This is a genomic window from Pseudomonas sp. SWI44 (assembly GCF_002947915.1).
Taxonomy (GTDB): Bacteria; Pseudomonadota; Gammaproteobacteria; order Pseudomonadales; family Pseudomonadaceae; genus Aquipseudomonas; species Aquipseudomonas taiwanensis.
This window is the reverse complement of sequence record NZ_CP026674.1, coordinates 4,488,637-4,508,139: the sequence shown is the minus strand read 5'-3', so window position 1 is coordinate 4,508,139 and position 19,503 is coordinate 4,488,637. Positions and strand designations below refer to the sequence as shown.

General features: G+C 61.8%; 22 protein-coding genes and 2 tRNA genes. 13 read left to right on the top strand and 11 right to left on the bottom strand.

The window, feature by feature from the left end; all coding sequences use genetic code 11:
- The 3 genes from modC to csrA all read left to right on the top strand — a co-directional run bounded on the left by modC (window position 1) and on the right by csrA (window position 2,623).
- On the top strand, window positions 1-1,092 hold the full coding sequence (gene modC / locus C4Q26_RS21070; protein WP_104881477.1) for a molybdenum ABC transporter ATP-binding protein: 1,092 nt from the start codon (window positions 1-3) through the stop codon (window positions 1,090-1,092).
- Between the two features lie 57 nt (window positions 1,093-1,149).
- The gene (locus tag C4Q26_RS21065; protein WP_104883476.1) at window positions 1,150-2,172 is read left to right on the top strand and encodes a DNA topoisomerase IB; all 1,023 of its coding nucleotides are present in this window, start codon (window positions 1,150-1,152) and stop codon (window positions 2,170-2,172) included.
- A 253-nt stretch (window positions 2,173-2,425) separates the two neighbouring features.
- The gene (csrA, locus tag C4Q26_RS21060) at window positions 2,426-2,623 is read left to right on the top strand and encodes a carbon storage regulator CsrA (RefSeq protein ID WP_023381281.1); all 198 of its coding nucleotides are present in this window, start codon (window positions 2,426-2,428) and stop codon (window positions 2,621-2,623) included.
- Between the two features lie 54 nt (window positions 2,624-2,677).
- Here csrA and C4Q26_RS21055 read toward each other — a convergent pair whose 3' ends face one another.
- From C4Q26_RS21055 to C4Q26_RS21040, 4 genes are all read right to left on the bottom strand, one after another.
- A complete protein-coding gene (locus C4Q26_RS21055; RefSeq protein WP_023381282.1) occupies window positions 2,678-3,031 on the bottom strand; it encodes a response regulator in 354 nt (117 codons plus the stop codon).
- A 3-nt stretch (window positions 3,032-3,034) separates the two neighbouring features.
- On the bottom strand, window positions 3,035-4,480 hold the full coding sequence (locus C4Q26_RS21050) for an ATPase domain-containing protein (protein WP_023381283.1): 1,446 nt from the start codon (window positions 4,478-4,480) through the stop codon (window positions 3,035-3,037).
- 5 nt (window positions 4,481-4,485) lie between these two features.
- Window positions 4,486-5,646, bottom strand: coding sequence for a nitrogen regulation protein NR(II) (locus tag C4Q26_RS21045; RefSeq protein ID WP_104881475.1), 1,161 nt, complete (start codon window positions 5,644-5,646; stop codon window positions 4,486-4,488).
- Between the two features lie 80 nt (window positions 5,647-5,726).
- On the bottom strand, window positions 5,727-6,017 hold the full coding sequence (locus C4Q26_RS21040; protein WP_023381285.1) for a hypothetical protein: 291 nt from the start codon (window positions 6,015-6,017) through the stop codon (window positions 5,727-5,729).
- 201 nt (window positions 6,018-6,218) lie between these two features.
- Here C4Q26_RS21040 and C4Q26_RS21035 point away from each other — a divergent pair.
- Together C4Q26_RS21035 and C4Q26_RS21030 are read left to right on the top strand one after the other, a co-directional pair.
- Window positions 6,219-6,303 (top strand) — tRNA-Leu (locus C4Q26_RS21035).
- Window positions 6,304-6,405: 102 nt separating this feature from the next.
- Window positions 6,406-6,819 carry a DoxX family protein gene (locus C4Q26_RS21030; protein WP_023381286.1) on the top strand — a complete coding sequence of 138 codons (414 nt, stop codon included), beginning with the start codon at window positions 6,406-6,408 and terminating at the stop codon, window positions 6,817-6,819.
- A 1-nt stretch (window position 6,820) separates the two neighbouring features.
- On the opposite strand, the gene C4Q26_RS21025 is transcribed toward C4Q26_RS21030, so the two are convergent.
- The 3 genes from C4Q26_RS21025 to sohB all read right to left on the bottom strand — a co-directional run bounded on the left by C4Q26_RS21025 (window position 6,821) and on the right by sohB (window position 8,542).
- Entirely contained in the window at window positions 6,821-7,015 is a 195-nt protein-coding gene (locus C4Q26_RS21025) for a hypothetical protein (protein ID WP_023381287.1), read from the bottom strand.
- A gap of 279 nt (window positions 7,016-7,294) precedes the next feature.
- A tRNA-Cys gene (locus C4Q26_RS21020) sits at window positions 7,295-7,368 on the bottom strand.
- Window positions 7,369-7,522: 154 nt separating this feature from the next.
- Complete coding sequence (gene sohB, locus C4Q26_RS21015; RefSeq protein WP_023381288.1) at window positions 7,523-8,542, bottom strand: protease SohB; 1,020 nt, start codon at window positions 8,540-8,542, stop codon at window positions 7,523-7,525.
- 198 nt (window positions 8,543-8,740) lie between these two features.
- Here sohB and C4Q26_RS21010 point away from each other — a divergent pair, with 198 nt between their 5' ends.
- From C4Q26_RS21010 to C4Q26_RS20995, 4 genes are all read left to right on the top strand, one after another.
- The gene (locus C4Q26_RS21010; protein WP_023381289.1) at window positions 8,741-9,451 is read left to right on the top strand and encodes a histidine phosphatase family protein; all 711 of its coding nucleotides are present in this window, start codon (window positions 8,741-8,743) and stop codon (window positions 9,449-9,451) included.
- 52 nt (window positions 9,452-9,503) lie between these two features.
- Window positions 9,504-9,821, top strand: coding sequence for an SCP2 sterol-binding domain-containing protein (locus C4Q26_RS21005; protein ID WP_023381290.1), 318 nt, complete (start codon window positions 9,504-9,506; stop codon window positions 9,819-9,821).
- A gap of 210 nt (window positions 9,822-10,031) precedes the next feature.
- Complete coding sequence (locus tag C4Q26_RS21000) at window positions 10,032-11,099, top strand: phosphotransferase family protein (RefSeq protein WP_104881474.1); 1,068 nt, start codon at window positions 10,032-10,034, stop codon at window positions 11,097-11,099.
- A 23-nt stretch (window positions 11,100-11,122) separates the two neighbouring features.
- A complete protein-coding gene (locus tag C4Q26_RS20995; protein WP_023381292.1) occupies window positions 11,123-11,890 on the top strand; it encodes an SDR family oxidoreductase in 768 nt (255 codons plus the stop codon).
- Here C4Q26_RS20995 and C4Q26_RS20990 read toward each other — a convergent pair whose 3' ends face one another.
- From C4Q26_RS20990 to C4Q26_RS20980, 3 genes are all read right to left on the bottom strand, one after another.
- A complete protein-coding gene (locus C4Q26_RS20990; protein ID WP_023381293.1) occupies window positions 11,891-12,712 on the bottom strand; it encodes a bifunctional 2-polyprenyl-6-hydroxyphenol methylase/3-demethylubiquinol 3-O-methyltransferase UbiG in 822 nt (273 codons plus the stop codon).
- A 35-nt stretch (window positions 12,713-12,747) separates the two neighbouring features.
- Window positions 12,748-13,098 carry a hypothetical protein gene (locus tag C4Q26_RS20985; RefSeq protein WP_027908182.1) on the bottom strand — a complete coding sequence of 117 codons (351 nt, stop codon included), beginning with the start codon at window positions 13,096-13,098 and terminating at the stop codon, window positions 12,748-12,750.
- Window positions 13,099-13,166: 68 nt separating this feature from the next.
- Window positions 13,167-14,327, bottom strand: coding sequence for a GGDEF domain-containing protein (locus C4Q26_RS20980; RefSeq protein ID WP_027908183.1), 1,161 nt, complete (start codon window positions 14,325-14,327; stop codon window positions 13,167-13,169).
- Between the two features lie 226 nt (window positions 14,328-14,553).
- Here C4Q26_RS20980 and C4Q26_RS20975 point away from each other — a divergent pair, with 226 nt between their 5' ends.
- From C4Q26_RS20975 to C4Q26_RS20960, 4 genes are all read left to right on the top strand, one after another.
- Complete coding sequence (locus tag C4Q26_RS20975) at window positions 14,554-14,733, top strand: hypothetical protein (protein WP_023381296.1); 180 nt, start codon at window positions 14,554-14,556, stop codon at window positions 14,731-14,733.
- 72 nt (window positions 14,734-14,805) lie between these two features.
- Window positions 14,806-15,189: a glycine zipper domain-containing protein gene (locus C4Q26_RS20970; RefSeq protein ID WP_023381297.1), complete on the top strand. Its 384-nt coding sequence runs from the start codon at window positions 14,806-14,808 to the stop codon at window positions 15,187-15,189.
- Between the two features lie 138 nt (window positions 15,190-15,327).
- Window positions 15,328-17,157 carry an SLC13 family permease gene (locus C4Q26_RS20965; protein ID WP_104883475.1) on the top strand — a complete coding sequence of 610 codons (1,830 nt, stop codon included), beginning with the start codon at window positions 15,328-15,330 and terminating at the stop codon, window positions 17,155-17,157.
- Between the two features lie 139 nt (window positions 17,158-17,296).
- A complete protein-coding gene (locus tag C4Q26_RS20960; protein WP_027908185.1) occupies window positions 17,297-18,721 on the top strand; it encodes a GGDEF domain-containing protein in 1,425 nt (474 codons plus the stop codon).
- Window position 18,722: 1 nt separating this feature from the next.
- Here C4Q26_RS20960 and C4Q26_RS20955 read toward each other — a convergent pair whose 3' ends face one another.
- A complete protein-coding gene (locus C4Q26_RS20955; protein ID WP_023381300.1) occupies window positions 18,723-19,484 on the bottom strand; it encodes a TSUP family transporter in 762 nt (253 codons plus the stop codon).
- Window positions 19,485-19,503: the final 19 nt, after the last annotated feature.

The following is a 19,503-nucleotide window of genomic DNA, read 5'->3' as shown; positions in this document are numbered from 1 at the left end:
ATGAGCACGACGATCGTGGCGCGCCTCGAGCTGGCCCGCGGGGACTTCACCCTGGATGTCGACCTGCACCTGCCGGGGCGCGGGATCAGTGCACTGTTTGGCCACTCCGGGTCTGGCAAGACGTCGTGTCTACGCTGCCTGGCGGGCCTGGAGCGCGCCGCCAGCGCCTACATCGAGGTCAATGGCGAGATCTGGGAAGACAGCGCTCGCGGCTTTTTCCAGCCTCCCCACCTGCGCCCGGTGGGCTACGTGTTCCAAGAAGCGAGCCTGTTCCCGCACTTGTCGGTGCGCGGCAACCTGGAATTCGGCTGGCGCCGGGTGCCCGCGGGCGAACGCAAGGTCGGCCTGGAGCAAGCGTGCCAGTTGCTGGGCATCGGCCCTTTGCTTGCGCGCAAGCCAGCCACCTTGTCGGGTGGCGAGGCGCAACGAGTCGGCATTGCACGCGCCTTGCTCAGCAGCCCGCGCCTGTTACTGATGGACGAGCCGCTGGCGGCCTTGGACGGGCCTCGCAAGCGTGAGATCCTGCCGTATCTTGAGCGCCTGCACGATGAACTGGACATTCCCCTTGTGTATGTCAGCCATGCTCAGGACGAAGTGGCACGGCTGGCGGACCACCTGGTACTCCTGGAGCAAGGCAAGGCAGTCGCCAGTGGCCCGATTGGCGAAACCCTCGCCCGCTTGGACTTACCGTTGGCGCAGGGCGAAGAGGCCGGGGTGGTCTTCGAAGGCCGGGTGGTCGGTCACGACGCGCATTACGATCTGCTCGACCTGCGCCTGCCCGGCAGCGATGGCCCTGTGCTGCGCATCGCGCATCCGCCCCACGCACTGGGCAGCACGCTGCGGGTCAAAGTTCAGGCCCGTGATGTGAGCCTCGCGCTTGGCGCAGACAGCACGTCCAGCATCCTTAACCGGCTGGCGGTGCGCGTGCGCGAATGTCGCCCTGCAGACAACCCTGCGCACGTGCTGGTGAGCCTCGATGCTGGCGACAACGCCTTGCTGGCGCGCATCACCCGGTTTTCTGCCGACCAACTCGACCTGCATCCAGGTCAGGCGTTGATTGCCCAGATCAAATCGGTAGCACTGTTGGGCTGAGCATCCGTCGCACGCCTGCTGTCCATTGGTCATAGCACTGATCGAGGCCTGCCAGCGATGCTCGACCACCCCCTGCCCGCGACCTTGCACTACGTCGACGACACCCAACCAGGACTGACCAGGCGCAAATGGCGTGGTCGGTTCATCTACCTGGACCCAGAGGGCCAGCGGGTGCGCGATGGCGAGACGCTCGCGCGGATCGCCGCCCTGGCCATCCCCCCCGCCTATACCGATGTGTGGATATGCCTGGACCCACAGGGCCATCTGCAGGCCACTGGCCGCGACGCCCGTGGCCGCAAGCAGTACCGCTACCACACTCAATGGCGCGAGCTGCGCGACCAGCACAAGTTCGGGCGCATGCTGGCCTTCGCCAGGGCCCTGCCCAAGCTGCGCAAGCATATCGACAGCCACTTGGCGCGCCCGGGGCTGGATCGAGAGAAAATCATCGCCTTGGTGGTGAGCCTGCTCGACAGCACCCTGATTCGCATCGGCAACCCACAGTACCTGCGCGATAACAAGTCGTATGGCCTGACCACCCTGCGCAATCGCCACGTCACCGTCGAAGGGAGCACCATACGCTTCCAGTTCCGCGGCAAGCGCGGCGTCGAGCATGATGTGACCCTGCGCGACCGACGCCTGGCGAACCTGCTCAAGCGCTGTATCGAGCTGCCTGGGCAGACACTGTTCCAGTACCTGGATGAGCAAGGCCAGCGCCGCAGCATCGGCTCAAGCGATATCAACCAGTTCCTCCAGCAATTGACCGGCGCCGACTTCACCGCCAAGGACTATCGCACCTGGGCCGGTAGCAGCCTTGCCCTGAGCCTGCTCAGGCCTCTGGCCTGGGAGCCGGAAAGCGAAGCCAAACGCCAGGTGGCAGCCATCGTCAGGCAGGTTGCCAGCCGGCTGGGTAACACTCCCGCGGTGTGCCGGCGCTGCTACATCCACCCGGCGGTACTGGAGCATTTCCATCTCGGGCAACTGGCTGCATTGCCCCGCAGCCGCAACCGGCAGGGACTGGAGCCTGAGGAGGTAGCCTTGCTGCTGTTCCTGCAGGCGCTGGAAAATTCGCAGGCCCATTGAGCCTTGCTATCTGGCCCATCATGCAAGGAAATTTCCCATCTGCCTCGAAGCCCCCTATTCTTGCCAGCGAGCACCTTCGCCGACGCTGCCAAAGCAGATTTCGTCGGCACCTGCGACTAAAGACACGCTACAGAATTTGTATTCCGGGGAATTACTATCCGCCGAAAGCGTCTTTAATGAGAAGGAAGAGGGACCAGCTCCCACCGCCTCGCCAAATGGCCACGCGGATATCGACACCACCAAGGAGAACTACATGCTGATACTCACCCGTAAGGTTGGCGAAAGCATCGTCATCAACGATGACATCAAAGTCACCATTCTGGGCGTTAAAGGGATGCAGGTGAGGATTGGCATCGATGCACCGAAGGATGTACAGGTTCATCGTGAAGAAATCTTCAAACGCATCCAGGCTGGCAACCCAGCACCGGAAAAACACGACGACTCGCACTGAGTCGCGTTGCCTCAAGTCGCACGGACGCGCTTGATCTGACGGCACGCGCTCGCCTCAGGTGCCCAGGAGTTCGCGCACCTTGGCGATCATTTTGTCCATGTCGAACGGTTTGTCGAACACCGCGGCGAACAGTTCCGGGCGTCCTTGGCTGGCCTGAGCGCCGCTCATGAGGATCACTGGCAGGTCGTGCAGCTGCAGTTCGTCGCGAATCGCCCGCACCAACTCCTCGCCATTGAGCACCGGCATCATGTAGTCGGTGATCACCAATTCCACGCGTTTGTCCTGAAGCGCCTCCAGGGCCTTACGGCCATTGCTTGCCTTTTCCACCAGGAAACCCTCGTCCTCCAGGGCGAAACCGAGGATATCGGCAATCAGGTACTCGTCATCGACGATCAGGATGGTGTTCATGGCCTACCCACTCGCCGGCGGCACCGGCGTGCCCGAGAGCACCCCGCACGCGCCCTCGAAGGCCTTGCGCAGAGAGACCCCCTGCGGCCCCATGCGCATCTCGTGCAGCGCGGGGTCATGATGGCTGTCGCGCACCTTGAGAATCGACAGCATACGCCGCAATTGCGAATCCAGTTCGACGAAGCGCATGAGCATGAGGTTGTCGACGATGCTCGATAGGTCCGGAGCCGGGGCGGTGATTTCCGAGCCGAATATATCGCGCATTTCCCAGGTCAGCAGGACGCTGATGTCGCGAGCACGCAGCTCTCCGGTCAAGGCCCGGAAAAAGGCGTTGAGCCGGGCCGGGTCGATGGCCAGGCGACTGAATGCCCCCAGGCTGTCGATCAGCACCCGCTTGGCCCCCAGCGCCTCCACCTGCGCGAGCAGGCGTGCGCCCACCTGGTCCAGCAACCCTTCGGTGGTGGGCTGCCAGCACAACTGCAGGGCACCGTCGCGCTCCAGCGCTGCAAAATCGTAGCCCAGCGATGCCGCCTTCAGGCGCAGCCGCTCTGGCGTCTCGTAGAAGCCGAAGTGCAGGCCCGGCGCCTGCGCACTGCTGGCGGCGAGAAACGCCAGGCCCAACGATGTCTTGCCGATCCCCGAGGGCCCCATCACCAGGCTGACCGAGCCTGAGGCCAGGCCACCATCGAGCATTTCATCCAGCGTTGGCACCCCGCTGGTCACGCGACTGAGGCTGGCAGCGCCGGTATGGCTGGGACGACTGAACAGTGACTCCAGGCGCGGATAGACATGCATCCCGGCCTCGTCGATCAGGCACTCGTGGCGCCCCGACAAGGCGCCGCTCCCTCGGGTCTTGCGCAGTTGTATATGCCGCACCGCACGGCTGCCTACCAGTTGCTCACCCAACTCGATGACACCATCGACCATGGTGTGCTCGGGGCTACCCTCATCGAGTCGGGCACTGGTCAGCAGCAGCACCGTGCAACCAGCGAACGCTGCATGCCCCTGCAATTCAGACACGAACTTCTTGGTTTCAAGCGCCGAGTCCGCCCGCGCCCGGGCATTGAGCACGCCATCGACGATCAACAAACTGGCCTGATGCCGGCCGATCTCCTGGCGCAGCAGCCTGACCACGGCTTCGAGCCCTTCCTGCTCCAGGGTATCGAAGGCACTGACGAACTGGATCTGATCACCCACCAGAACCGGGTCGAAGAACTCGAGGGTTCCCATGTACTGGAACAGCCGTTCGTGGGACTCGCTGAGCAATGTCACTACCAGCACACGACCGCCGTTGAGTACATGCCCGCAAGCCAGCTGATTTGCCAGGATGGTCTTGCCGGCACCAGGCGGCCCCTGAATGATGTAGGAGGCCCCGGTGACCAGGCCGCCCTTGAGCAGGGCATCGAGCCCCGCGATACCCGTCACCAACCTGCTCAGAGACTGGACCATGGCGCTTACCTGTCAGTTGTAGGTTCCGCTTCGTGTTGATACACCGGCAAGTAAAGGCTCATGCATGTGCCCTGACCGGTCGCGCTTTCCACGCAGATTGCGCCGTTGCTTTGCTTGGCAAAGCCATACACCTGGCTAAGGCCAAGCCCGGTGCCCTTGCCAAACGCCTTGGTGGTGAAAAAAGGCTCGAAGATGCGCGGCAACGTCTGTGGGTCAATGCCCGCGCCAGTATCCCGGACTTCGAATCGCACGTAGCGCCCGCGCAGCCCCTCCACTTCACCGGCAAGCTCCACGGCATCCACCTCGATACTGATCTGACCCGGTCCTTCGATGGCATCGCGCGCGTTGAACAGCAAGTTGAGCAGCACCATCTGCAATTGCCCGGCGTCGACCTCGATCAACGGCAAGTCAGGTTGCAGGCGCTCGTTGAGCTCGATGTCGCTGGGCAAGGCATGCTCCAGAAGACCTCGGGTGGAGGCGATCAGTTCAGCAGGGGCAATGCGCGTGACATCCAGCTGACGGTGACGAGCGAAACTGAGCAGTTGCTGAGTCAGCTCCGTGCCGCGCTTGCCCGCGTCGAGAATATGCTCCAGCATCCGCTGGACCCGTTTCGGGTCCTGACTGACCAGCGCCATCCGGGCCGAGTTGAGAATGATGGTCAGCAGGTTGTTGAAATCATGGGCCAGGCCACCCGTCAACTGGCCCAGGGCTTCGAGCTTCTGCGCCTGGAACAGCTGGGCGCGCATGGCATCGAGCTGCAAGGCCGAGTCGCGCCGGTCGGTGATGTCCCGCGTGACCTTGGCCAGGCCGACCACTTGCCCTTGGGAGTCGCGGATCACGTCCAGCGCGGCCAGCGCCCAGAACTGGGTACCGTCCTTGCGCACACGCCAGCCTTCATCCTGCGCAACGCCCTGCTCCAGCGCCTGGCGAAGCAACACATCGGGACGCCCTTGCGCACAATCCTGCTCAGTGAAGAACAACGAGAAATGCTGGCCGATCACCTCTTCGGCACGGTAACCCTTGATCCGCTCGGCACCGGCATTCCAGGACACCACGTGCCCGGTGGGGTCAAGCATATAGATGGCATAGTCGACCACCGACTGCACCAACTGCTCGTAGCGGTTGGCCGGCATGACGGGATGGTTGAAGGGGGCAGCTGAAACCATGCGGACTCCCAGGCAGCCACAGCGGGATGTTTATAGTGAATCTAGCCAAGCATGCCTGTTTCCCCTGCTGCTGTAACTACCTATTGACGATCACGCTCGACCAGTACGGGAACCAGCCGCCGAGGCATTGCGACTTTCAGCAGCCACAGGCTTACCAGCAGAATCAGGCCACCACCTGCCAGCGCCATCAGACGCTGCGCTTGGGAGTGCTGGTCGTCAAATCCCACCATCAACAGGAAACCGCCAAGGCACAACAGGCTCACATACAAAAAGCCTCCCATGAGCAGCACCTGGATGAACACTAGACGCCAGACCAGCCGAGGGCGGACGAGGCGAGCCTCATCAACAGCGGTGGGTGCGGCCCGAACCATGGCATTTCCCTCTTTGGATCCAATAATCAGGCGACAGTGGCCTAATGACATCCCTGTGTCAACGACCTGTGCGACCGACCTGTATCTTTTTGAGAGTAGGCTCTGCAGTTGACTCAACTATAACAATGGGTTATAAAGCGCGCTTGATTGTCAGGCCCTTCTGCCTAGAAGCGCGCCGGTCGCCACGACCCTTTCAAGCGTGCGAGTGTGGTGGAATTGGTATACACAGCAGACTTAAAATCTGTCGGCGTGAGCCTTGCGGGTTCGAGTCCCGCCACTCGCACCAAATTCCAGAAAAGGCGCCCTTGCGGCGCCTTTTTGCTGCCCGCCGGAAAACCCCAGCGCAACTGCTAGAGTGGAGTGTGTCACCGTCCACTGGAATGCCACCATGCGCTACACCCTGTTCGATGGTCAACGCGACCTCATCATCCTGATTGCCCGCGTGTTGCTGATGATCCTGTTCGTGCTCTCTGGCTGGAGCAAACTGACCGGCTTCGAGGGTACCGTCGGTTACATGACATCACTGGGCGCCCCTGCCCCGATGCTGGCAGCGGCCATAGCAGTCATCATGGAGTTCTTTGTCGGGATCGTGCTGATCCTGGGATTCTACACCCGCCCGCTGGCCTTCCTGTTCGCCCTGTTCGTACTGGGCACGGCGCTTCTGGGGCACCCGTTCTGGAACATGGTCGACCCCGAGCGTAGTGCCAACATGACTCAGTTTCTGAAAAACCTCAGCATTGTCGGTGGAATGTTGCTGCTGGCCGTGAGCGGCCCGGGGCGCTTCTCTTTGGACGGTCGCTGATTCAATCGTCTTCGCAGTCGTCGTGCCAGGCTGGATGATCGCGCTCTTCATCGTCGAGATCATCCAGCATGTCTTGCTCGGTCTCGTCCTCGGCGCCTTGGGCATCGGCCTCAAACGCGTCGCCTTCGTCATAGAGGAATTCGTGGTCGAGCAAATGGTCGTGCTCGGGTTCGTGCAGATCGTCTTCGTCGCGCATGGGAGTTCTCGGTGCAATGGAGAGAGGACTTAACGCTGGGTTAACCGGCAGGCACCATCCTACAGGCTCTCCCTTCAATACGTTGATTGCCCGCCGCCTGGCGGGCTTTTTTTTTGATCGATGACCTTGCAACCTGCGCTTCACGAAATTCTGACAACGCGCGGGACAGACTGCAGGCTCTCCGTACGTTCTTTCAGCCCGCCTATTCGGCGGGTTTTCTTTTTTGGACGCACACAAGAAAAAACCCCGCAGATTTTCATCTGCGGGGCTTTCGAATAGTGGAGGCCGAGGTCGGAATCGAACCGGCGTAGACGGATTTGCAATCCGGAGCATAACCACTTTGCTACTCGGCCTCAAAGTTCGGATCTAGCTGCTTTCGCTTTGCTATCTCCTTGAAACACTGAACCTTTTTCAAAGTTCGCTGCGTTTCGATGGGCGCCATTATGTCTGCATTCTTTGCGCCTTGCAACCCCCTGAACAGAAAAAATATTCAAGGGGTTCAACGTGTTAGCGCAGACGGCCAAGTTTGCTCCACAACCCGACCACGGCATTCTCAACCGTGCCGCTGGCCGCCATGCCGATGCGCTCCTGCAAGCTCTTGCGCTCGGCGTAATGCACATGGAACAGGTTGGCCTCGCGAGCACACTCACTGAGGTATTCGTCGCTGGTCTGCAGCGTATCCACCAACTTGCGGTTCAACGCCGCTACGCCCAGCCACACTTCGCCGGTCGCCACTTCATCGATGTGCAACTGCGGGCGATAACGAGAGACGAAGTCCTTGAACAGCTGGTGGGTGATATCCAGGTCTTCCTGGAATTTCTCCCGGCCCTTTTCGGTGTTCTCGCCGAAGACGGTCAGGGTGCGCTTGTACTCGCCGGCGGTCAGCACCTCGAAGTCGATGTCGTGCTTCTTCAGCAGGCGATTGACGTTAGGCAGTTGCGCCACCACGCCGATCGATCCAAGTACGGCGAACGGTGCACTGACGATCTTCTCGCCAATGCAGGCCATCATGTAACCACCACTGGCCGCCACCTTGTCGATACACACGGTCAGCGGTATGCCGGCCTGACGGATACGCGCCAGTTGCGATGCCGCCAGCCCATAGCTGTGCACCAGGCCGCCGCCGCTTTCCAGACGCAGCACCACTTCATCTCTTGGCGTGGCGAGGGTCAGCAGCGCGGTGATCTCATTGCGCAAACTTTCGGTGGCCGAAGCTTTGATATCGCCATCGAAGTCGAGCACGAATACCCGACGCTTCTCTTCGGCCTTGCCCTTCTTCTGCTGTTTTTCCGCCTTGGCCTGCTGCTTGCGCAACGCCTTGAGCTGGGCCTTGTCGAGCAGACCAGCCTCCAGGCGCTCGCGCAACTCTTTGTAGAACTCGTTGAGGCGAGTGACCTGCAACTGCCCACCCGACTTGCGCCGCCCTTTGCCGCGCATGCCGGCAATGGCGGACAACACCACCAGGATGGCAATCACCAGGGTGGCGGTTTTAGCGAGAAAGCTTGCGTATTCGGCAAGAAACTCCACGTTGACTCCTTGATAGAACAGCGCCTGAACGACGCGACACTGATGCAAGCATACCGACGAGCCTAAGGCGCTGCCAGCCGGGGTAAAGGCTGGCAACATCTTTCAAACAACCTTTTCAAACGCTTGTATGTTTTTTCGTTGACAGCCTGTGTGCCGCATCCTAACCTCCCAGCAACCTCCAACCGGCCGGATACCTCTGTGGGCAACCTCTATCTGATCCGACATGGCCAAGCCTCCTTCGGTGCCGACGACTACGACGTCCTCTCGCCCGTCGGTGTGCGCCAGAGCCAGGCATTGGGCGAGCATCTGGCTCAGCTCGGTGTGCGGCTGGACCGCTGCATAGCCGGTAGCCTGCGGCGCCAGCAAGATACCGCGCGCCTGGCGCTCGAAGCCTTGCAGGGTCATGGCAGCCAGGTCCCGGCGGTAGAAACCGATGATGCGTTCAATGAATTCAACGCCGATGGCGTCATCCGCGCCCTGCTCCCTAGCCTGATGGCGGTGGAACCAGAAGCGCTGCATGTGCTGCGCAACCCTACGCAGAATCGCAGCGAGTTCCAGCGTTTGTTCGCGCTCATGGTGCAGCGCTGGCACGATGGCGACCATGAATACGACGGCCTGGAAACCTGGCAAGCCTTCACCGCTCGCGTCAACGGTGGGCTGCAGCGCGTACTGGAGGGCGCTGGCAGCGGCGACAACATTGCCGTGTTCACTTCCGGCGGTACCATTGCCGCCCTGCTCCACCTGGTCACCCGGATAACCCCCAGCCAAGCCTTCGCGCTGAACTGGCAGATCATCAACACATCGCTCAGCCTGCTGAAGTTTCGCGGCAACGATGTGTCACTGGCTTCCTTCAACAGCCAAGCCCATGTGCAGCTGTTGAGGGCGCCGGAGCTTGTCACCTATCGATGAGCCCGGTTTGTTGTCCCTTGGGACGCGAATATTACTTAACAAGGAATACACCATGAGCGATGTAGCTAAAGCCGTCGAAGCGATGAAAGCAAAGTTCAATCCGGCAGCCGCCGCCGGTCTTGACCTGGTGTTCGGCTTCAACATCACCGACGAAGACAAGCACTACGCACTGCTCGTCAAGGACGGCACCTGCGAAATCCAGGAAGGCGAGAACGCAGACGCCAACTGCACCCTGGTGCTGGACAGCGAAACCCTCAAGGGTATCGTCAGCGGTGACACCGATGGCATGCAGGCCTTCATGAGCGGCAAGCTGCGCGTCGAAGGCGACATGATGCTGTCGATGAAGCTCAGCGAGCTGTTCCCGGCCTGAGTGGCGGGTACATCAATCGCGACGAAAACCGAAGCCTGCCCGGCTTCGGTTTTTTTTTGCCTGTGTCTCACAGGGAAGCATCAGATGCCTATCAGGGGGATTGATCGGCCGGCAACACCCGTACCTATATGACACTTGGCACGCTTGTTCCACGGCCGACAGGCCATTAGATTAGCCAATAGTCCTCGCGACCGAAAATAAGGAAAACGCATGACGCTCACTGACCAGTCCACTCAGGTACGCCCCGGCGAAGAACTCGACGCGGCCGTCATCGACCCTTACCTCAAGGCCAACATCGGTGGGCTGGATGGCGTACCGACGATCAGCCAGTTCCCCGGAGGCGCCTCCAACCTCACCTACCTGGTCACCTACCCTGGCCGCGAATTCGTGTTGCGCCGTCCACCGTTCGGCCAGAAGGCCAAGTCGGCCCACGACATGGGTCGTGAATTCCGCATTCTCAACCAGCTCAACAGTGGCTTCCCCTACTGCCCGAAAGCGTACGCGCATTGCACCGATACCTCGCTGATCGGCGGTGAGTTCTATGTGATGGAGCGGGTGAACGGCATCATCCTGCGCTCGGACATTCCCGCCGAATTGAACCTCGATGCGGCGCGTACCGAAGCCCTGTGCAAGAGTTTCATCGATCGCCTGGTGGAACTGCACCAAGTCGATTATCACGCCTGTGGCCTGACCGACCTGGGCAAACCGGAAGGTTACGTGCAACGCCAGATCGAAGGCTGGACCAGCCGTTACGAAAAGGCCCTGACCCCCGATGCACCGCGCTGGGAACAGGTCATCGCCTGGCTTCGGGAAAAGATGCCGGCCGATCACCCACGCCCTGGCATCGTGCATAACGACTACCGCTTCGACAACGTCATTCTCGATGCCGAAAACCCCATGCGCATCATCGGCGTGCTGGATTGGGAAATGGCCACCATCGGCGACCCGTTGATGGACCTGGGCAACAGCCTGGCCTACTGGATCGAGGCCAGCGATCCGGCGCCGGTTCAACTGATGCGGCGCCAGCCAAGCAACGCCCCCGGCATGCTCACCCGTCGCCAGTTCGTCGATTACTACGCCGAGCGCGCTGGCATCAGCCTGGACAACTTCGACTTCTACTATTGCTACGGCCTGTTCCGCCTGGCCGGCATCGTCCAGCAGATCTACTACCGCTTCTTCCATGGCCAGACCCAGGACAAGCGCTTCGCCCAGTTCATTCACATGAACCGGCTGCTGGAGCAGATGAGCCTGCAGGTCATCGCCAAGTCCACGCTCTGACGACAGACAACAAGGAAAACAGCATGTCCAAGACCCACCTGTTCGACCTCGACGGCAAGATCGCCTTCGTTTCCGGCGCCAGCCGCGGCATCGGCGAGGCCATCGCGCATCTGCTGGCCCAGCAAGGTGCCCATGTGATCGTCTCCAGCCGAAAGCTGGACGGCTGCCAGCACGTGGCCGATGCCATCATCGCGCAGGGCGGCAAGGCCACTGCGGTGGCCTGCCACATTGGCGAGATGGAGCAGATCCAGCAGGTATTCGCCGGCATCCGCGAGCAGTTCGGTCGCCTGGACATCCTGGTCAACAACGCCGCCACCAACCCGCAGTTCTGCAACGTGCTGGACACCGACCTCAGCGCATTCCAGAAGACCGTGGACGTGAACATTCGTGGCTACTTCTTCATGTCGGTGGAGGCCGGCAAGCTGATGCGCGAGCATGGCGGTGGCAGCATCATCAATGTGGCATCGATCAATGGCGTATCACCCGGCCACTTCCAAGGCATCTACTCGGTGACCAAGGCTGCCGTGATCAACATGACCAAGGTCTTCGCCAAGGAGTGTGCGCAGTTCGGTATCCGCTGCAATGCCCTGCTGCCCGGCCTGACCGACACCAAGTTCGCTTCGGCACTGGTCAAGAACGACACTATCCTCAATGCCGCCCTGCAGCAGATCCCGCTCAAGCGCGTAGCCGACCCCAAGGAGATGGCTGGCGCCGTCCTGTACCTGGCCAGCGATGCGTCCAGCTATACCACCGGCACCGCGCTCAATGTGGACGGTGGCTACCTGTCCTGATCAGGCCTTGATCGCCTGCAAGGTGTAGCTCAGGGGTAGCCGTTCGGGAGACTGACGCAAGCGCCACTCTCCATCGGCCCCCTTGTCCATCTGCCCTGGCAGGGCCTCCCAGGGAATGCTCTGGTGCTCTACCAGCGAGGAAAGTTGCAACCCATTGGCCAGCAAAGCGCTGATCACCTCGCCGAGGCCATGGTTCCATTCATGGGTCTCGGTTTGAAGCAGACGCTGGTCGCTCTCGACATAGGTCTGGTCGGTATGCCATACCGTCGGAGACTCCTGCTCAAAGTAGGTGTACTCCAACTGCAGGCGGTCCCGATGGTCTTCATTCACCGCCATCAGCATTGGATGCCCATCACGCAGAAACAGCCGCCCGCCGGGTTTGAGCAAGGCCGCTACGGTGCGCGCCCAAGGCTCGATACGAGGAAGCCAGCACAATGCGCCGATGCCCGTATAGACCAGGTCGAAGGTGCTGACAGGCAGTACCCGCTCCGCCTGATAGACATCGGCCTCGAAATACTCGATGGCCGCGCCGCAACGCTCGGCCAGGCGCCGCGCCTCAAGCAGGGAAGCCGCCGAGTAATCCAGCCCACAAACCTGCGCGCCAAGCCGTGCCAAAGACACGGTGTCGGTGCCGATATGGCATTGCAGGTGCACCGTGCGCAGGCCACGCACATCACCCAGCCGTGGCACGTCGAAGCGCACGGTTTCGCTCAGGTGCTCGGGCTGACTGACCAGCACCTCGACTTCATAGTCCCTGGATGCGGCATGCAACGGTGCACGCTCATCCCAGCTCGCGCGATTGAGCAGTAGCGATCGATCCATAACGTGCTTCCTTGCCACGACGTGAGCGATACAGCTTAGAGGCAGGTCGCCGCGGCTGCACGGCGTTGCAGGGCCAGGCTGTCATTCTTTTGCGCATAGTAATCGACGCGCGTGCCTCCGGCCTGTGGGTAGACGTCCACGAACGACTCGGCCTCACGGGTGTAGACGGTGAAGCCGCCTTGCTTGCGCGGCTCAAGATATCCGCTGGCATCGACCCCGAACACCGACTCTTCCTGCCAACTGAACTGGATGCACTGGGACACCAACTCAGGTGCCTTGTGCGAGTCAAGTTGCGCGGTGGGCTTGGCGCTGCGCGCCGCATCCATGGTTGCTGACGCACAGCCGGCCAGCATCAGCACAACGGCCATCGGCACAATTGCTCGCATGTTCCATCCTCAGGGCAAAAAAGAACGCGACTCTAGCACTGGCGAGCGGCAGGCGTGAATGGCCTGCTTCAACCCGTATCCACCAGCACCGCCATATGCACGGCATTGCGTCCACCGGCCTTGGCCTGGTACAGCGCCGCGTCGGCCTGGGCCAGCAGACTGGCGGTATTGTCATGCGGTCCGGGAATGCCGCACCACAAGCCCACGCTGAAGCGCAGCGCAATTTCGTCACCGGCAAAACACGCCGGGCTGCGGGCGATGGTTTCACGCAGGCTTTGCAAGGTGGCCATCGCGCCTTCGCGGTCGGTACACGGCAACAGCAACAGAAACTCCTCACCGCCATAACGCCCAAGGCTGTCACTCAGCCGCAAGCGCATTTGCAGCTCACGCACGCAATGGCACAACACTTCATCGCCGGCCAGGTGCCCATGCAGGTCATTGATGCGCTTGAAGTGGTCGATGTCGATCATGGCGACCGCCAGGCTGCTGCGCTCGTTTCGGGCACGGTCCAGCTCAACGGCGAAGCGTTCGAGGATCGCCCTGCGGTTGAAGGTGCCCGTCAACACATCACGCAGGGCCAAGTGCTGCAAGCGCGACTCACTGCGCTCCTTGGCCATCAGCACCAGGCCGATGGAATACATCATCACCGTGACCGTGCCGATGGCCACGGAAATGCTCTGCTTGAGGTTGCTGACGTCATAGCGCATTTCGACAGCATGACCGTTGACGACCGCCAGCGCCCGCATGCCCAGGCCGATCAGGCTGATCATGGCGCCGATCTCCAGCAGCAAATGCGCCCTGCCGGGCCGCTCGACGTAGCGTCTGGACCAATAAAGGATCATCGAACACTGCACCACCAACACCAGGGTCGCCAGCAACATGCGTGGCTCAAGGGTGTCGAGCAGCAGCATCAACCCGGTCAGCATGATGACTGGAATGATGAACAAAAGCCGCCAGGGTACGACCTGCTCGCGAATGCGGAACAGGCTGGCCGAATAGAACGCCAGCGCCAGGGACAACAAGCTGTTGCCCAGCCCGTAGGAAAGCCACAGCGGCGCATGGCCGTAAACGGTGTAGCAAACGTACGCCAAGGCGTGGGCGAGCAGCCCACAGCCGGTCAGCAACAAGTTGTCGCGCCGATTGGACTGGCCAACCAACAGCAAACAGAACGCCAGGATGATCGCGACCAGGGCAACGGCGGCGAACAGCGTGGGAGTGTGGGCGATCATCGTGATTCACCATGTTGGCAACTGGCCGTCTTCGCTGCGGCCTGTGTTGAAGTCTAAGGGTCGGCCGGCCGACAAGCCATGACCGAGCGGGACATAACAGCAACCGCAAAGCACGCCGCTCATCGACTGCACCACAAAAATATTGCGCGGCAAGGAAACCAAATGAACCGACTCCAGTCTCAGGGAGTGCACCGTAAACCTTTGCGGATCAAGGACCTATACCGTGATGACTCGCCTTGCAAGCCTCTCGCTGATCGCCGCCGTCCTGCTCGTCGCCGGCTGCCATAGCCACCATTACCGTGACGACGATGGCTGGCGCGACGACGACCGTGGCCACCGTCACCACCATCGCCATGATCGGGACGACGACGATGATCGTCGCTACCGTGACCGCTACTACCGCTGAAACGTCTTCCAACCCTGACCCGCCACCCGTTGCGTGGCACCTAACCCCGATGATTCCTTTGAGGTTCAAATCATGCGTCTAACTCTGCCTTCCCTTGCCCTTGGCCTGCTGCTGTGCCAGGGCGCTTTCGCCGGTGACGGTACTGCCGCCATTGGCGGTGGTCTGGGTGGTGCCTTGGGCAACGTTGTCGGCCAGTCGATCGGCGGCAGGACCGGCGCAGCCATTGGTGCTGGCCTGGGTGGCGCAGCGGGTAGCGCCGTAGGCGCACGCAAAGGCAACCGTACCGAAGCCGCTATCGGTGGTGGCCTGGGCTCGGCGGGCGGTTCGCTGCTGGGCGGTGCGGTCGGCGGCAGGACCGGTTCGACCGTCGGTGCCGGCCTGGGCGGCGCGGCCGGTGGTGCCATCGGCAACCACCTGGGTGACAACAACCGCAAGCACCACCGTCACCGTCACTGATCCGGTTCGTCTGGGGGCCTACCCGGCCCCCTGTCCGCGCAAAACCCTGCAGCACATCAACACCCCTTCCTCTGCGGCTGGCACACTGACTGCTACTGTCTTACGTGCCCCCTTTGTGTGAAGGAACGCCCTCTCCCCATGAACCAAGAGCTGCTCTGGGTCCTCGGCCTGCTGGCCCTCGTCATCATTCTTTTCGTCGTCAACCGCCCACGCATGGACGTGGTGGCCCTGATGGTGATTCTTGCCTTGCCGCTTTCGGGCATCCTCACGGTGGAACAGGCCTTGGCCGGTTTCAGTGACCCCAACGTGGTGCTGATCGCCGCCCTGTTCGTCATTGGCGAGGGCTTGGTACGCACTGGCATCGCCCTGCGCATCGGTGAATGGATGAGCGAACGGGCCGGAAACAGCGAAACCCGCCTGCTGGTGCTACTGATGGTGGCAGTGGCCGGTTTGGGTTCGGTGATGAGCTCGACCGGGGTGGTGGCGATCTTCATCCCGGTGGTGCTGAGCATCGCCGCGCGCCAGAAGCTGTCGCCCAGCCGCCTGATGATGCCTCTGAGCTTCGCGGGCCTGATCAGCGGCATGCTCAGCCTGGTCGCCACACCGCCCAACGTGGTGGTACACAGCGAACTGGTGCGCGCTGGCGAGCAGGGGTTCAGCTTCTTCAGTTTCACCCCATTCGGCTTGGTCGTGCTGGTGCTCGGCATCGGCTACATGCTGCTTACACGTCACTGGCTCAACGGCGAAGTTCGCAAGGATGGCCGGGTGGAAAGCCGTCGTACCCTGCTTGACCTCGTGCTGGACTACAAACTCAACGGTCGCGAACGGCGCCTGCGCATCCGCCCCCACTCCCCGCTGATTGGCCACACCCTGGGCGAGCTGGAACTGCGGACCCGGCACGGCGCCAACGTGATCGGCATCGAACGCCAGCACAAGTTCACCACCCGGGTGTTCTCTGCCGATTCCGGCACCGTCCTGCACCAAGGCGATGTGCTGCTGCTCGATCTGTTCGCCAACCGCGACGACTTGCGCAGCCTGTGCCAGACCATGCAACTGGAACCCTTGCATTTCAAGGCGGCCTATTTCATCGACCAGTCCCAGGAAATCGGCATGGCCGAAGTTTCCTTGCCACCGGGTTCGCAACTGATCGGCCAGAGCATCCTGGAACTGGCCTTCCGTTCGCGCTATGACCTGAACGTGGTGGGTCTGCGGCGTGAGCAAGCGGCCATCGAAGAACAGTTGGTGGAGGAAAAACTGCGCCTTGGCGACACCTTGCTGGTGGTTGGGCCCTGGAAGGCCGTGCGCCAGTTGCAAAGCCAGCCACGCGACTTCCTGGTGCTCAGCCTGCCCGCGGAAATCGACCAAGTGGCCCCAGCCCGCTCCCGTGCGCCTTATGCCCTGATCAGCTTGGCCGTGATGGTCGGGTTGATGGTCAGCGGCGTCGTGCCCAACGTCATTGCCGCCCTGATCGGTTGCCTTTTGATGGGCGCGGGCCGCTGCATCGACATGAACAGCGCCTACCGGGCCATCCATTGGCAAAGCCTGGTGCTGATCGTCGGCATGCTGCCATTCGCCCAGGCTCTGCAGAAAACCGGTGGCATAGACCTGGCCGTTGGGGGGTTGGTCAACGTGCTGGGAGGCGCCGGCCCCATGGCCATTCTCGCCTGCCTGTTCGCCGTCACCGCGCTGATCGGCCTATTCATTTCCAACACCGCTACGGCAGTCCTGATGGCGCCAGTGGCCATCAGCACCGCCAGCCAACTGGGCATGTCACCCTACCCGTTCGCCATGACCGTGGCCTTGGCCGCATCGGCGGCGTTCATGACGCCAGTGTCGTCCCCGGTCAATACCCTGGTACTGGGCCCGGGTCAGTACCGGTTCAGCGACTTCGTGAAAGTAGGTGTGCCATTCACCGTGCTGGTGATGCTGGTAACCGTGGTGATGGTGCCGTGGTTCTTCGGACTGTGACGCGATCAGGAGGAGAATGAAGTCAATCTGGCATCATTCCCCAGGATCGCGGCAGATTGACATCAACGACCCTCCCGAAACACACTGATACGTTATTGCCCCAGGTGCTTGCAGCCGTTGTCCTGGATTCCGTTCCTGCTTGCCGGTCGAGCTCATGGTTTATCCAGCCCATTCGCGCTTGTTGCCCTATGCCGCTCTGTTCTGCCTGACCTTTGCCCTTACGTTGGGTGGAATCCTGGCCCGGCCCATCGAATCGCTGTCGCTGTTCTGGCCGGTCAATGCGGTTCTGGCGGGCGTGCTGCTGCGTAACCCACGCCAGGCCAACCTGGTCGGCTTTGCCCTGATCTGGGTGGCCATGGTCACGGCAGACATTGCCAGTGGCAGTGCCTGGACGCCGGCGCTATGGTTCAACTTGTGCAACCTTGGCGTGGTGGTGACAGTCTGGCGATTGCTTTCCCGCCTGCCTCGCGTGCACTGGCGCATGCGCACACCGCACGGCGTGCTGTGCCTGTTCGGCGCCTGCGCGGCCGGTGCCGTGGTGGCAGCCAGCATGGCATCGGCCATGGCCACGCCGTGGTTCGAGCAATCGTTGCGCTCGACGTGGCTGGCCTGGTTTAGCGAGCAGTTCTCTACCAGCATCCTGGTGCTGCCGGTGCTGCTTACCGCGCCTTCCGCGCGGGCGTTGCCCCGAAGCCGCACCCACGCCATTCGCCTGGCACCCTTGCTGGTGCTGCTCGCCTCCCTGGCCCTGAGCATTGGCTTCGGTGGGCCGGGGGCCATCGCGTTTCCAATCGCGGCGCTGCTGTGGTGTGCCTGGACCTACTCGCCCTTTTTGGTGTCCCTGCTAGCGCTCACCGCTGGCAGCACACTGATCGTCGCCGTGGCACAAAACCTCATGCATTTCAGCCTGCCGCAGAGCGAACTGGGGGTGACCACCCTGATGTCGGCGCGCCTGGGTATCGCCATGCTGGTACTCGGACCGCTAGTGGTGGCCTGCGTCAGCCAGGCCAATCGCAGCCTGCTCGCTCGCCTTGCGCATCAGGCTACCATCGACCACCTCACCGGCGTACTCACCCGCAGCGCCTTCACCCGCCGCGCCAACGCCTTGCTCGAAGGACGCCAACAACATGCCCAGGCGTTGCCACTGACGCTGATGATGCTCGACATCGACCATTTCAAGTCGATCAACGACAGGCATGGTCACGGGGTGGGAGACGAAGTGCTACGCCAGTTCGCTCGCACCCTGCAGGACCAACTGCACGAAGGCGAACTGCTGGCGCGCATGGGCGGTGAAGAGTTCGTGGTCATTGTCCCAGGTCTAGCCCCGGATCGCGCACGCTTCACCGCCGAGCGTCTGCGTCGCGCCGTGCAGGACCTGCATGTGGTGAAGGCCGATGTACGCTTGCAGATCACTGTCAGCATCGGCCTGGACGGCTGCGCCGCAGACGCACCCGCCCCTAGCCTCGACGAACTGCTGGCCCGCGCCGATCTGGCGCTGTACCGGGCCAAGGCCCATGGTCGCAACCGCGTCGAACAGGCCGAGCCGCTGCGCGATCAGGGCTGAATCAGGCCGCCAACAAGTCCCAGGACAACTTAGCGATCAGCACGCACAGCAAGATCAGGAATAGCCCGCGCACGAAGGACACCCCTTTGCGCACCGCCAGCCAGGTGCCGGTCAGCGCCCCCAGGATATTGCACGCCGCCATGGGCAGGGCAATGGCGTATAGCACATTGCCCGAGGGCACGAAGAACACCAGCGCAGCGAGGTTGGTGGCGATGTTAACCACCTTGGCCGACGCCGAGGCATGCAAAAAATCCAATGCGAAGAAACGGATGAACAGGAAGATCAGGAAGCTGCCTGTACCCGGCCCGAACAGCCCATCGTAGAAACCGATCGCTCCCCCGATCAGCACCGCCAGGCATTGCTCCTTGCGACCGATGCGTGCGGGCTTGTGCAGGGTGCCGAAGTCCTTCTTGAGGAACGTGTAGATCGCCATCAGCACGATCAGCACCAGCACCGCCGGACGCATGACGCTGGGCGGTACCAGCGACACCGTGGCGGCACCGGCGAACGACATGACGAAAGCACTCAACGCCGCCGGCACGATGAGCCCCCAGTCCAGGGTCACCTTGCGAATGAACGAGCGCGCGGCGAAGGCTGTGCCGCACACCGACGCCAGTTTGTTGCTGCCCAACAGCGCAGCCGGTTGTGCCGTGGGCAGCACATTGAACAAGGCCGGAATCTGGATCAGCCCACCCCCCCCCACTGCGGCATCGATCAGTCCGGCGGCAAAAGCGAACACAGAAAGCACAGCAATATCCATCATCACGCGGTTCCAGGCAGTG